8 protein-coding genes are annotated in these 15,098 nt (G+C 38.2%); 4 read left to right on the top strand and 4 right to left on the bottom strand.

Annotated elements, in window-relative coordinates:
* Positions 1-6: 6 nt before the first annotated feature.
* The 3 genes from CLOAM_RS01215 to rpmF are packed head-to-tail and all read right to left on the bottom strand — an operon-like array spanning position 7 to position 2,178.
* Positions 7-999 (bottom strand): beta-ketoacyl-ACP synthase III, encoded by a 993-nt coding sequence (locus CLOAM_RS01215; protein ID WP_015424023.1) that lies wholly within the window; start codon positions 997-999, stop codon positions 7-9.
* 2 nt (positions 1,000-1,001) lie between these two features.
* Positions 1,002-1,997 (bottom strand): phosphate acyltransferase PlsX, encoded by a 996-nt coding sequence (gene plsX / locus CLOAM_RS01220; protein WP_015424024.1) that lies wholly within the window; start codon positions 1,995-1,997, stop codon positions 1,002-1,004.
* A 1-nt stretch (position 1,998) separates the two neighbouring features.
* Positions 1,999-2,178, bottom strand: coding sequence for a 50S ribosomal protein L32 (rpmF, locus tag CLOAM_RS01225; protein ID WP_015424025.1), 180 nt, complete (start codon positions 2,176-2,178; stop codon positions 1,999-2,001).
* A gap of 569 nt (positions 2,179-2,747) precedes the next feature.
* Between rpmF and CLOAM_RS01230 the strand changes: the two genes are divergently transcribed.
* Both CLOAM_RS01230 and CLOAM_RS01235 read left to right on the top strand, forming a co-directional pair.
* Positions 2,748-7,547, top strand: coding sequence for a S8 family serine peptidase (locus tag CLOAM_RS01230; RefSeq protein WP_232502687.1), 4,800 nt, complete (start codon positions 2,748-2,750; stop codon positions 7,545-7,547).
* Between the two features lie 342 nt (positions 7,548-7,889).
* Positions 7,890-10,538, top strand: a complete 2,649-nt coding sequence (locus CLOAM_RS01235; RefSeq protein ID WP_015424027.1) for a valine--tRNA ligase — start codon at positions 7,890-7,892, stop codon at positions 10,536-10,538.
* Positions 10,539-10,770: 232 nt separating this feature from the next.
* Here CLOAM_RS01235 and CLOAM_RS01240 read toward each other — a convergent pair whose 3' ends face one another.
* On the bottom strand, positions 10,771-13,272 hold the full coding sequence (locus CLOAM_RS01240) for a YfhO family protein (protein WP_015424028.1): 2,502 nt from the start codon (positions 13,270-13,272) through the stop codon (positions 10,771-10,773).
* Positions 13,273-13,369: 97 nt separating this feature from the next.
* On the opposite strand from CLOAM_RS01240, the gene CLOAM_RS01245 reads away from it, so the two are divergent.
* Both CLOAM_RS01245 and CLOAM_RS01250 read left to right on the top strand, forming a co-directional pair.
* Positions 13,370-13,771 (top strand): acyl-CoA thioesterase, encoded by a 402-nt coding sequence (locus tag CLOAM_RS01245; RefSeq protein WP_015424029.1) that lies wholly within the window; start codon positions 13,370-13,372, stop codon positions 13,769-13,771.
* 854 nt (positions 13,772-14,625) lie between these two features.
* Positions 14,626-15,096 carry a ribosome maturation factor RimP gene (locus tag CLOAM_RS01250; protein ID WP_015424030.1) on the top strand — a complete coding sequence of 157 codons (471 nt, stop codon included), beginning with the start codon at positions 14,626-14,628 and terminating at the stop codon, positions 15,094-15,096.
* Positions 15,097-15,098 lie beyond the last annotated feature (2 nt).

Here is a 15,098-nt window from a genome sequence, read left to right on the forward strand (position 1 = left end):
CCGTTATTAATATCTTGCTAAAATACTTCCCCAGGTTAATCCTGCTCCAAAGGAAGTAAGCAAAATAATATCACCGCGTCTGATTTTTTTGTTTCGGATTGCCTCATCCGCTGCGATAGGAATCGTAGCAGAGGAGGTATTTCCATATTTTTCAATATTCACGATAACCTTACTCATAGGCACTTTCATTTTGGAAGCCAGTCCTTCAATAATGCGTAAATTTGCCTGATGGGGAATGATCCAATCCACATCTGCAGTAGTAAGATTATTGCGTTTCAAGAGTTCATCCGAAGAAGCATACATACATCTGATGGCATTTTTGAAAATCCGATTGCCTTCCATATAAACAGTATGCAGGTTTTTATCCACTGTTTCGTGGCTGGCTGGCATACGCGAACCGCCTGCATATTGAATTAAATACTCACCTTGACTGCCATCTGCAGCTATTTTACTATCAATAATACGCGAAATTTCGCTGGGTTCAGCTCTACTTACTATTGCTGCTCCGGCTCCATCACCAAAAAGAACACAGGTATTCCGGTCTTTCCAGTTGGTAATTTTAGTAATAATTTCTACGCCTATAACCAAAATATTTTGCACAATTCCATTTTCTACATATTGCCGAGCTACATCCAAAGCATAAATAAAACCCGTGCAACCGGCAGAAATATCAAAGCAAGGAATATCTTTCAGCCCCAATTTCTTTTGCAAAATACAGGCAGTTGAAGGGAAGGGATGGTCTCCTGAAATGGTAGCTACAATTATTTGATCAATATCTTTATATTTAACGGAGGAACTTTCTATTGCTCTAACAGCTGCTTCATAAGCTAAATCACTGGCTGCTTCATTTTCGGAAGCAATATGTCTTTCAAACATTCCTGTGCGGGTTCTAATCCATTCATCGCTGGTTTCCACAATCTTTTCCAAATCATAGTTATTCAATATCTTCTGGGGAACACAGCTACCAAAGGAGGATAATTTGGCATAATAATTCAGCATAATTAAGACCTCTCAAAATAGTTCCTGGCATTTGTTACGAAGCCGGATTGGGCAATTAAGGCAGCAAAACGGATAGCATTTTTCATTGCTTTGGCATTACTGCGTCCATGAGCAACTACAGAAATTCCGTTTAAACCAACAAGTAAAGCACCACCGTATTCCGTATGATCCAGTTTATTTTTTATATGGGTATAAACAGGATAGGAAAGAAGGGCGCCAAGTTTGGCAATCCAGTCCTTATTTATCTGTTCTTTCAATATCTCAAAAATAGAAAAGCCCACACCTTCAATGGTTTTTAATACAATATTACCGACAAATCCATCGCAGACAACTACATCGGTAATTCCTTTAATAATGTCCTTGCCCTCTATGTTACCGATAAAATTAAGTTCTTTTTCCTGGCTGAGTAATTGATATGCCTGCTTGGTTGTAGCATTTCCTTTGGCACTTTCTTCTCCGATATTCAAGAGTGAAATTCGGGGATGCTCTTCCTGAAAAAAATACTTGAAATACATACTTCCCAGTTTGGCAAACTGCACTAAATTTTCTGCTGTGCAATCCACATTGGCACCCATATCCAAAAGAATTTGATGTCCCGTTTCCGTAGGGAAAACAACGGCAATAGCAGGACGCAACACATTTTTTATGCGACCATAGATTAAAAGAGAAGCAGACATTACTGCTCCTGTATTTCCTGCGCTGACAGCAGCATCTGCAAGACCTTGATTATGAAGCTCAATTGTTTTCACCAAAGAAGAATCTCTTTTAGAACGCACAGCTGTTGCACCACTATCTTCCATTTCTATTCTCTGTGTGGCATTAACAACGCTGATTCTTTTTTGCGGATAAAAGAATTTTTCCAGTTCATATTTGATTTTTACTTCATCTCCAACCAGGATTACTTCTTCGCAAAGGTCTTCTTTGATAGCCAGAACAGCGCCTTCAATTTCCGGAAACGGTGCATTATCAGTTCCGAAAGCATCTACGGCAATACGCACCTTACTCCTTAACTGTTAATATTTGCTTTTCATTATAGGTACCGCATTTTTCACAAATATGATGCGGTAGTTTGGGTTCTCCACATTTCTTGCAAGTGCTTATAGTTGGAGGAGTTAAAACCTTATGAGTTCTGCGTTTATCTCTCCTGCTTTTGGAGGTTCGTCTTTTGGGGACTGCCATTTAATTTCTCCTTATCTTTGATAATTTTTTTAGCAAGACACAAGCAGGAACATATTATCAGAGGTGGAAATAATCCTTCTTTATAAACAATCGCTTGTGCTTTCTAAGCATTTATGAACTGAACTTAAAAGGGACATTTTTTGTCAATCAAAATCTCTTTTTGGGGAGCAGACGAAGGACGCTATTCTTCAACAAGTTCCAAAAAATTAGAAAGTTGGCAAGCTATAATTACAATTTTGTTGAATATAGCTATCTTAGCAAAAAATCTTACTTCTTATTTTTTTTACCCTATAATGACAAAGTAACAACCAAGTAACAACTCCGTAACGAGACAACGGAAGTGTTACGGAAGTGTTACGGAGTCGTTACTTAATCAACTATATAACAAGCAATTACGCATTTCAAGTCCACAGGGACAGAGAATAGTGTTAACCTTCTATATTATCAATAAGATATGTACTTTTAATTTGCTTTTACCGAAAAGAAACTTGGCACCCCGATGCCCAAGAAGAATATATTTTATTTAAAACTCCTTCGCCGGAATGATTATTGCTTTATTTTTAGATATTATGAAAAGAATTACAGTTCTTCTTCTCGGTCTGTTTTTGGCGTGTAATTTTTTTGCCATAGCCCGGCAAGATAAGCCAAAACAGCAACCGCTTTACTGCGCTAATGTTGTGAAAATAAAGCTCAGCCAGGATGCGGTTAATCGTTCCCAATTGCCAATTAATGCTTATGAAACAAGGGAAAAGACCCATTTTAATGAACTTGATCAATTATTTGCCTTAAACGGAATAAAGTCCATCACCCGTGCTCATATTGCTGCCAAAGACCAAAAATGGGTTCAAGATACCGGTTTTGATCGCTGGTTTTTAGTTCACTTAAATGGAATTAAAAGCGTGGAAGAAGTAATTGCCAATCTAAAAAATAAGCGCTATATTGAAGAGGCGATTCCAGAATATTATGCTTATTTGCATAATGTTCCCAATGATCCTTATTTTGCTAATAATTGGGGTCATAATAATACTGCTCAGCTTCCAGCTTATATAAACGGTTCTCATAGCGGACCTGGTGTAGGAATTATCGGTTTTGACAGCGATGCTATTGCGGCGTGGGGAGAAACAGATTTCTTTGGAGACCCGAATATTATTATAGGGATTTTGGATACAGGTGTAGATATTAATCATCCTGATTTGCGTTTGGTTCAGGGCTATGATTTTGGGGATAACGACAATGATCCGAATGATAACAGTGCTTATGCAGGGCATGGAACTTGCACTGCAGGAATTGCTGCTGCTATAGCTAATAATGGAATTGGGGTTTCTGGAATTGCAGGCGGCTGTAGTGTAATGCCTATAAAAGTATCTAATAGTAATGGTGAAATATCATTTACTTATGCTGCTAATGCCTTAATTTATGCTGCAGACCAAAATGTGGATGTAGTCAGTATGAGTTTTGGGGCTTATGGTATGGAAATAGGTTCCGATCCTGCCGCTGATAGTGCTTTGAGTTATGCTTATAATAATGGAGTAGTTCTCTTTGCAAGTACGGGAAATTATGATGAGCCGGCTATAGGTTATCCGGCAAAACATCCTGATGTAATAGCAGTTGGAGCTGCCAGTCCTTCCGGAGAAAGAAAAAACTCCAATTCTTCCGATGGTGAATATTGGTGGGGTTCCGGTTACTCTTTTATGGAACAGGATACAGCAGGAGCGGTTGATATTTTGGCTCCTACTATTTTACCGACAACGGATATTCAAGGTTCTGGCGGTTATTCTGATGCTAATTATTATATGTGGTTTTCCGGAACTTCCTGTGCCAGTCCTTATGCAGCAGGAGTTGCGGCTTTAGTTCGTTCCGTAAATCCTGGTCTTTCCCCTGCTGAAGTAAGAAATATAATTACTTCCACAGCGACAGATATGACTATTAATACTTTTGAAGGTTGGGATTACTGGACAGGTTATGGATTGGTAAATGCCTATCAGGCGGTTTTAGCTGCCAATCCTTATTTACCGCAATGTAAAATTGTCTATCCCATTAATAATACCGGATTTGTAATCAATTCGCTCATTCCTGTTCGGGTTGAGGCATCTGATTTGGACGATAGAAGTGTAATGGAAGTTCGTTTCTTTCTGGATAACAATCCTGATTATGTTTTTTCCGATGCTACAATGCCTTATGAATGGATTTGGAATACCGCCGAGGCATCTTTGGGGATGCACAAAATAAAGGTAGTAGCAATTGATAATGACGGTAATCAAAGACAGCATCAAATAGTTATATCTATTGTCTCTCCTGCCGATGAAGGTTTTGAAACAGGTGATTTTTCGTCATTATTTTGGCATAACAATAGCCCCAACCCCTGGTATGTGCAGGATGATATTTATTTTACGGGAAGCTTTTCTGCCCGTAGTGGAGGTGTGGAAAACGGTTCATTATCCGAACTGAAGCTGAAAATAAATGTTACTCAGCCGGGAGATATCAGTTTTTATAGGAAGGTATCTGCCCGAAAAGAATTTAGTTACCTGCGTTTTTACATTGATGATAATCTTGCTGTTCAATGGACAGGAAAAAGAGATTGGGAACTGGTTTCCTGTCCGATAGAGTCCGGTTTGCATACTTTTTCTTGGACTTATTACAGTTACGAAGATGGTTATGAATATGATAACTGTGCTTGGATAGACCATTTGATTTTGCCTGAATATGAAATCTACTATTGGCCTCCGCGAAATTTGACAGCTGCCGGGGGAAATGGCTTTATTCTTATTTACTGGCAAGTTCCGGAAGCAGGAAATCCTATCGGCTATAAAATTTACCGTAACGATATTTTACTAACTACAATTACGGGAACAAGATATACCGATATGGAGGTAACAATCGGAGTTCCTTATCAATATAAAATTGTTGCTGTTTATGCTGATGGTGAATCGGAATCAACTTCCGCCCAAACTGCAACTCCTATAGCGGAAGATGTTACGGAAGCAATTATTGGAACAGGAACCACTGCTACCGGTTCTGCAGAGGGCTGTCCTATTAATAATCTTCGGAAAAGTTTACACGGTCAGATGATTTATAAAGCCAGCGAACTAAATCTGCAAGGTATTTTTGGTCCTATATATATTTCCCGTTTGGGCTTTAATATCGTTTCTTCACCTTTATATTCACTTCCTGCTTTCCAAATAAGAATGGCTCATACAGCCGCAGAAAATGTTTCTCAATGGCGAGGTGAAGAAAACTTAATTACTTATTATTTTGCTGATAATTACAGACCTGTTCCGGGTGGTTTTGAAATGCTTACTTTAGATACCCCTTTTCGCTGGAACGGAATAGATAATATTTTGATAGATACTGCTTTTAGCCCGGCAAATGCAACTTCCTCTTATGGAACAGTTTGCTACACAGTAACCCCTAATGGTTATCGTTACACCCGCAGTGATACTAACGATCAAACCGATATTTTTTATGGCGGAACTTTAACTGTTTACAGACCTAACCTGAAAATATCAACGGCTAATATGCCAAATATTCAAATCAGTGCTAACAACCTGGTTTTTGGCAATGTTCTTGTTGGCTTTGAAACAAGCAAATCATTTACCATAACTAACACCGGAACCTCCCTGCTAACGGGAGAAATTACTGTGCCTAATGGCTTTAGCATTGCTTGTAAGGGAAAGAAACAAAATACTGTATTCTTCTCTATTTCTGCTGATAATTCTGCTGTTTTTACCGTCTTTTTCACTCCTGAATCGCCAGGGACTTATAATGGCAATTTAATTATTACTCATAATGTTGATAGCGAAAATAGGATTATAGTCCTGAAGGCAATTTCACTAACTGCTCAAAATACTCCCTTTATTGACGGTTTTGAAACAGATAGCTGTCAGTGGACTTTTGCCAATGAAAATCAGACCAATAAATGGATGCGAGGTTCTCTCGTTACTCAAGCCGGAAGAGGAGGACTTTTTATCAGCGGTGATGGCGGAATCAGCCATACTTATATAACCAATAGTGCTTCTGTCAGTTATGCTTACAAAGATATTTTAATTCCTGAGGGAACCGAGAATTGCAAATTACGCTTTTCCTGGAAAGCCAAAGGAGAAGGAACAGGACCCTATTTTGACTACCTAAGGGTTTATTGTGTTGAACCCGATGTAGTTCCGGAAGCGGGAATTGTTTTAAGCACAGGACAATTGAGCTCTCCTTTGAATCATACGGAAATTTGGAAAGAAGCAGACCTTAATATTCCGAATTCTTTATCAGGCGGACCTAAAAGAATTATTTTGATGTGGACAAACGATGCCACTGGCGGAACTCAACCTCCTGCTGCGGTTGATAATATTCGTGTTCTTCTCAATAACTATACGGACTATGCCTTTGTTTACAATGGGTTGGCTTTAGTTAATGTCCCGGCTGTATCCGATACTTTAGGCAATACATATTATCCCAAACTTACAATTGAAGGAATTACTAATCCGGAAAATTATTTAACTGTTACTTCCGGTTTTGCCTCGTTAGATGAGCCCTTTGCGGATGCGGGAATGGATTTTACTCTTACGGGAGCGAATTTCAGCGGCGCAGAAATTATTTTTTATCATAATTTAGGATTTACACCCTATTATCTGGGCTATAAAATTGAAGGCAGAGGAATATGGATGATTCAATCGGCAGAAATAAACTGGACAAATGAATTTGCTTATTTTACCGTGCCTGATTTTTATTCCAATGCTACCAAAATATCATTCTGTTTTCCCCGTCAGAATAATGTTTTGCCACCCTATCTAAATAGTTTTACGGCAACCCTGAACGAGAGCAATAAAGTTGTTCTTTCCTGGATAAGCAATGCAGAAACAGGAATATCCGCTTTTCAAATTTGGCGCGCAAATAACAGTAATCTTTCTTCTGCAATAGCTATTAGCGATTTAATAACCTTTAATCCTGCCCAACAAAATAATTATACTTATACGGATACAACTTCTGTAGCTCTTACCCGTTACTATTACTGGCTGAAAGTTATCAATAATGATGCTATAGAGAATTTTTGGGGTCCCATTACAATTTTAACTTCCAATGATCCACCCCCGCTTCCTCCTCCGGAAACAGCTCTTTTAGGAGTTTTTCCCAATCCTTTTAATCCTGGCACAAAAATCCACTATGCCCTGAAACAGGAAGGAACTGTGGAATTTAAAATCTATAATGCTAAAGGACAATTAGTAAATAGCTTTTCTGAAACTCATTCTTCTCCAGGAACCTATGTTTGCGAGTTTTCGGGTAAAAACAAAGAGGGCAAGGAATTAGCAAGCGGACTCTATATCTGTTCTATGCGATTTAAAGGGAAAACCTATGTCCGCAAAATGGTAAAAACCAAATAAACATCAACAGAGCTAAAAAAAAGTTAAAATAATAATGCGATAAAGCAAGCGCTAATAATTAAACCTTTTATTACACCAAAAACGCCGAGAGGAGATTAAAATGAAGAATGAAAAGTGATCATAAGAGGGGGGGGCAGGAAAACTAAATAATAATTGATTTTTTTAGAACTACTTATCATAGACCCGATTATTAAAATGATATTGGCGTGCCTTCTTTCAATTTGTAAGAAACAAACCAGCTTTTACTTGACGCCAAACCTTCTTTTCAGAATTGGTTCAAAACAGTTAAAAAATATGTAAAGAAGAACAAAACAACGACAAAAAAAAGAGGTAACTGCCAAAATGGAAATCAGTAAGACATTTGAACCTAAAGACCTGGAAAAGAAATGGTATCAGTTTTGGGAAGAAAACGGCTATTTCAAGCCCCGCGAAAACACTGCCCAAAAACCGTTTACCGTCCTAATGCCCCCTCCGAATGTGACAGGTATTTTGCATATCGGTCATGTTTTGAATAATACTCTTCAAGATGTCGTTGTTCGTTATCACCGAATGAAAGGTGAACCTACTCTTTGGCTGCCAGGAGTTGATCATGCTGGAATCGCCACGCAAAATATGGTAGAAAAAGAACTTGCCAAACAAGGAATTACGCGTCAGGAATTAGGTCGCGAAAAAATGGTGGAGAAAATCTGGCAGTGGAAAAATGAGAAAGGCAATATTATTATTGATCAGCTCAAACTCTTGGGCGCAAGTTGCGATTGGGACCGCTTACGTTTTACGATGGATGAAATGCTTTCGCGAGCTGTGAAAGAAGTTTTTGTAGCCCTATATGAAGAAGGACTGATTTATAAAGGCAAATATATTATTAATTGGTGTCCGCGTTGTGTTACTGCCTTGGCAAATGACGAAGTGGAACACACCGATGAAAACGGTCATCTTTGGTATATTCATTATCCTTTTGCTGAAGGGGATGGCTATGTGACAGTAGCAACAACCCGTCCGGAAACAATGTTAGGTGATGTTGCTGTAGCCGTAAATCCTAAAGATGAACGCTACAGTTCCTTAATCGGTAAAGAATTGATTTTGCCCTTAACGGACAGAAAGATACCGCTAATAACTGATGAATATGTAGATAGGGATTTTGGAACCGGTTGCGTAAAAGTTACTCCTGCTCACGATCCCAACGATTTTGAAATTGGCATCAGACATAATTTACCCCAGATTTTAGTGATGGATGAAACAGGAATTATGAACGCAAATGCAGAAAAGGAATTTCAGGGTTTAGACCGCTATGCCTGCCGGGAAAAAGTGCTTAAAATGCTTACCGAACAAGGTCTGCTGGAAAAAACGGAAATACATTCTTATTCTGTAGGACATTGTTATCGCTGTGATACAGTTATTGAACCCTATCTTTCCGATCAGTGGTTTGTAAAAATGGCTCCTTTAGCCGAAAAAGCTATAGAAGTTGTGGAAAATGGAGAAATTAAGTTTCAACCGGAACGCTGGACAAAGGTCTATATGCATTGGATGAATAATATTCGGGATTGGTGTATTTCGCGTCAAATTTGGTGGGGACATCGCATTCCTGTATATTATTGTGATCATTGTTCTTATATGATTGTAGCTAAAGAGATACCGGAAAAATGTCCTAAATGCGGAGGAACTAAATTTACTCAGGATTCCGATGTGCTGGATACCTGGTTTTCCAGTTGGTTATGGCCCTTTTCCACAATGGGTTGGCCTGATGAAACAGCTGATTTGAAACGCTATCTTCCTTCCAATGTATTAATTACAGCTCCCGAAATTATATACCTGTGGGTAGCCAGAATGATAATGAGTACCCTGCATTTTGTAGATAAAATTCCTTTTGATACTGTTCTATTGCATGGAACTGTAAGAGATGAAATCGGACGCAAAATGAGCAAGTCCTTAGGCAATTCTCCCGACCCAATTGATTTAATTAATACCGTTGGAGCCGATGCTTTAAGGTTTAGTATGATTTTTGGCACACCCAAAGGTGCGGATGTAATCTTCAGTGAAAGTATTTTGGAAACGGGACGTAACTTTGCCAATAAAATGTGGAATGCCTATAGATTCATTATGATGAATGCGGAAAATATTGAAGGATTACCTGCGGAAAATGAATTGCAACTGGAACTTGCCGATAAATGGATAATTTCCCGTTTGCAGGAAGTGATAATTGCAGTGCGTGCTCACTATGAAAATTTGCGCTTTAACGATGCTGCTACAGAAATCTTTAAGTTTATGTGGGATGAATTTTGCAGCTGGTATATTGAACTTAGCAAAGACCGTTTAAATCCTTCCTCAGCACTTTCCAGCAGATTAACGGCTAAGTATATACTTTTGTATGTGATGCAAACTGGAATGCGTCTGTTGCATCCTATTATGCCATTTATTACGGAAGAAATTTGGCAGGGTATAAAAAAAATCTTTCCAATGGAAGAAGAAGCACTCATTATTGCCACTTTCCCAGAAACAGATGAGACACTTATAGATAACGATATTGATAATAATATGCGCTTTGTGCAGGAAAGCATTACTGCCATTCGGAACCTGCGGAAACAAATAAACCTGGCTCCAAATCAGGAAATTGATATCGTTATTCGGTTTGCGGAAAATTCTCAGCAGGAACTCTTTGAAAATTATATGGCTTACTTTAACCGATTGGCAAAAGTGAAAACCCTTTCAGGGGGAGTAAATATTGCCATACCTAAAGCTGCAATTGCTTCTGTGGTTCGCAATATTGAAATCTTTTTGCCCTTAAGCGGATTGGTGGATATTGAAAGTGAAAAAAATCGGCTCGGAAAACAAATTGAAAAACTAACCAAAGAACTGAGTGGAATTAAGGCAAAACTTGCCAATCCCAATTTCCTGAATAATGCCAAAGAAGAAGTTGTTGCCAAAGAGAAAGAGAAATTTATAGAAGTTAATACCAAACTGGAATTGCTGCAAAACCTGCTTTCTGAGTTATAGACATATTTTACACTGAGAACACCGAAAAAAAGATAAGTGCACGCAGATTACGCTGATTTCGCAGATTTTTTTACACTGAGATTATTTTATAGTTTCCGAGTTATTTTCATTCTTCCTCAAATCTCTTTTTCTCTTTTTCTCTTTGTAAATCTTCTCTTTTTCTCGTTGTACTTATATACATAACTCTTTAATATTAAATCCTGTTGATCCTGTCTATCCAGTTATCTGCGTTCTATTTTTTTAATTTCTTCTTTTTTTCTTCCCATCCAATTCCTGCAACCAAAAGAAGAACCGTTGCCAGAATACCTACCAAGCTTAAAGTCAAACTTAATTTATAGGTCTCAGAGATGAATTTCATTTCCAGAGTATGTTTTCCTGGAGGAATAATTACCCCTCTCAAAATGTGGTTTACAGGGTAAATTTCTGTTTTTTTGCCGTCTATAAAAGCTTTCCAGCCCGCAGGGTAATAGACCTCAGAAACAACTAAAAAGGCATTTTTATCGGTAGCCACATCATATTTAACATTGTGCAGATCAAAAAAGGTCTCTTTTGCAAAGCAACTATCCGGCTTAAAAACGCCATCTATCTTACTTTCCACAATAGCTAAAGAGCGTGGATTAAAAGACGGTTCCCGCATTTTTTGCAAACGGGCTTCAGTTTCCGGAATTACGGATAGGGAATCTACAAACCAGGCACGCGGGTAAGCGGTTAAATTTTGATAGATATTAGCACCTGAGAAACTCGTAAAAACAGGTTTTATTTTGTTCAAAAGAAAAGCGTAGGGCAGAGAATCGGGATAGATAATATATTTAGTAGAAAGCATATCCAGAAGAGGTGTAGGGATTTCCACTCCACCTTTTTCATAAACACCATTCAGATAACGGTAAAATTCACTGTAATTTTTGTCGTCCCCCTGAATAATTTTCCATACATCATCATAGCGTTTTAGTTTGGCACCGCTGTAACCATCAATGGTTTGATGATAATATGCCCATTCTCCGGCAGTTCTAATTTGTCCCATATTATATGGATAGATACGATAATTGTCTTTATCTTCCAAAAGGAATTCATCAAAATCCTGAGCTACAAAACGCGCTTCTCTTTCTTCTGCCGGATAAAGGTCTTTTAAATGCTTTCCCGTGTATATATACAGGTCTATGAAAGTAATCAGAGTAATCAACAAAACCAAAGCAACCTTCTTCAGTTTTTTGGCGCTGGCAAGATAACAAATTCCCAGAGAAACAGTTAGCAGCAATAAACTTAGAATTCCGCTTTTATAAAGCATTCCAGGACGCAAACTCTTCAATTCCTCCAATTTAGCGAGGGCATTATATCTTTGATATTGTTCTATTTCGGCGGCATTGGTATAGGGCAGACCTTTGAAAATACTTTGTCCCAAAATGAGAAAGAGAACAAAAACCACTCCGCTTATCCAGAAAGCGGTAAATAATTTCTTCTGCCACTTGCTGTTATTTTCCAGGGAGGCAATCGTATCCAAACCCAAACCTGCCAAAATAACGGCTATAAATTGAACCATAATCAAGGTCATAGAAGGCACCCGGAATTTATTGAACATCGGCAGATACTTGAAAAAGAAACTGGAAATAACAGGAGTAAAACTGCCAAAACTAAGCACTAAAAAAATAGCGGAAGCAATCCACAAAAAGAGGGAAAACTTTTTGTGCTTGCCAAAGAGAGCTATAACTCCTAAAGATAAAACAACTATGCCAAAGTAATTATAAATTTGCGTGAAAGGCATTGCACCCCAATAATTCTGATTTATTCCACCAAAGAAATCAGGAATGATAAAGGAAATTATTTCTACAGGCGGGAAACTCCATTGCTGAGCATAACTTTTTTCCAGACCTGTTGAACCTCCACGCATTGTGTAATGACTATATTCCCAGGTAGAAAGATAGGGATTCATCACCGCTAATGCAGTTACAGCAAAAGCAATAATCAGCAGTCCGGTCCAGTTGCCGAACTTTTTAAGCTGCTTAGTTTTTATTGCCTCAATCAAACCGTAAATCCAAAACATACCGATAAACAAATAAAGGTAATAAGTTATTTGAGGATGATTTTCCCGTAATTGCGTAATTAGAAAAGTTGCCAGCAAGCCCAAATTCAATATATTTGGCTTTTCCTTCAAGCGAAACAAAGCCCAAACGACCCAGGGGATATACATTATGGCACGAAATTTGGTATTATGCCCAATTTCCAACAAACCGACCCAATGACAGGAAAAAGTGAAAGCAATGGCAGAAAAAAAGGCAATCCAGGGGTCCATTTTCAGTTGCCTTAAAAGTAAAAAAATACCTACTCCTCCAATGAATAGCAGAAAAATACGCCAGTTGATAATTTTATCCGTCAGCTTGGTTATATTTTCCAGAAAGGGATAACGATTGGGAAAATGAATCATATATGAGGGCATTCCGGAAAACATATAAGGAGTCCATAAAGCATTATCTTTATGCGTTGCATTATAATCAATTATGGCTTTTGCTGCACCCTGCCATTGAATTATGTCCGATGCCTGAGGTGCTTTTCCTTGATAGGCAACAGGAAAATATATCAAACTGAGCAGGAGAAAAAGAATTATGACCAAAACCCAGGGAAGATGTTTGGCAAAAGCAGAGGGCTCTTTTTCCCTGGCAGTAGATTTAGCACTAGGCATAGTTTTAGATGTTTTGCTGATATTTTGCCTGATTTTCTGATTGACATTTTTTCCAGCCATAATATCCTCTATCCATAATATTTTTTACATAACAAAATAAAAGCGGATATCGGTCAAGAAAAATCCCGCTACAACCTTTTCTTAAGAGGTAAAAACAATGATTTTTGCGTTTACTAAAAGAATCTATGGCTACGAATGCGATATTTATGGTCATTTAAATAATGCCAACTATCTGCAACTTTTAGAAGGAGCACGTAGCGAAGCACTTTATGAAATGAATTTAGCTCAGTCCGATCTCCAGAAAAAAGGAGTCCAACTCTTTGTCCATTATGTGGAAATGAGCTTTATTAAATCCATTGACCACGATGAACTGATCACTATTAAAAGCTGCTTTACCGAAATGAACAGAATAAAAGGAAAATGGCATCAGGAAATTTATAACAGTAAAGGAGAAAAATGTTTTAACGCAGACATAACAATCGTTTTTGCCGCGGAGGGTAAAGCAAAACGACTGCCAGTTGAGGTCTATGAACTCTTTCTGCACTACCTGGAAAAATAGATTAACCAGCTAATATATAATGTGAAAAAGTGAAAAAGTGGAAAGGTGAAACACGCGTTAGACATTGAAAACATAGCCATAAAATAGGTTGAGAGGGTTGAGAGGGTTTAGAGGGTTGAGAAGGTTTAGAGGGTTGAGAAGGTTTAGAAGGTTGAGAAGGTTTAGAGGGTTTAGAGGGTTTAGAAGGTTTATCTGGTTTAGGGAATTGTGAAAGTTGAAAACCCGGAGGGCGATACAATCATAGCGATAGTGACGTAAGCCCCTCGGATAAAGGATTTAATAAACCTATGTTTTAGCTCTCTGCCCTCTGCCAAAAAGGGGGTTGTGAGACAACTCCGTCGTTAGTATATGTCGTTCCTACGGAATTTTTTCTACCACATATAAGTTAGGATTATGGAAATAGTATGCATTACTTTAGCACTGCTCACTCATTACTGATCTCATCCGTAATGGGTGAGCAATGGGTAAGCAATGCAATTAAGGAAGAACTGATTTTTTTGAAGATTTTGCTTGACAAATATGAGCAGAGATTTTTTAAAGATTTTATGTAAAAAAACCGATACTGAAAATCGGTTGAAAGGGAATAGTAACCGTTCAAGACGGAAATAGATAGCTACATTGATAGCTATTTTTTTTGAGGTGAATTGTGTGTGGGGATTTGATAATATTAGGCAAAGTTTGAGGGATTGTGAGAGAGGAGTAAGGAAATAGAGTGTTTGACTGGATGGTTGATGTTCTCATCAACCTAAAGTGAATGTGGGAAAACTAAATCACAGTTAGTTATAAAAGAATAAAGAGGATAAGATAGAACGGCGAGGATATCGTTCATCCAGAAAAAGAATGAGGTAAAAAAGATGGAATTTTACAGAGCACAGGTAGAAGAGATAGCCAGGAAGATTTGTCAGGAAATGCATCTTGCAGTGTATGACATTGAAGAGAAGATGTCTGGCAAAGGGAGAATTATAACTGTCTATCTTACTAAAATTGGGGGAGTTACATTGGATGAATGTGCTGCCTTCAGTAATGCTTTGGGCAAGGAACTGGAGATTTTTGACCTCATTCCGGAACGCTATTTTTTGGAGGTTTCTTCTCCGGGGCTGGAAAGGCCTTTAAAGCTAAAAAGTCATTATGTGAGCGCTATTAACGAAAAAGTAGCGGTTCAATTTCAGGCAGGAGAAGAAAGGAAATCCATTATGGGCACATTAACAGAGGTGAATCAGGATACAATAGTTATAGATGATAGAGGATCAGTTACGGAGATTCCGTTTAAATCCATAATTCGTGCCAAAACAGTATTTTTAGCTATACCCAAGAGGAGAGATTAAAC

Source organism: Candidatus Cloacimonas acidaminovorans str. Evry (assembly GCF_000146065.2).
Classification (GTDB): Bacteria; Cloacimonadota; Cloacimonadia; order Cloacimonadales; family Cloacimonadaceae; genus Cloacimonas; species Cloacimonas acidaminivorans.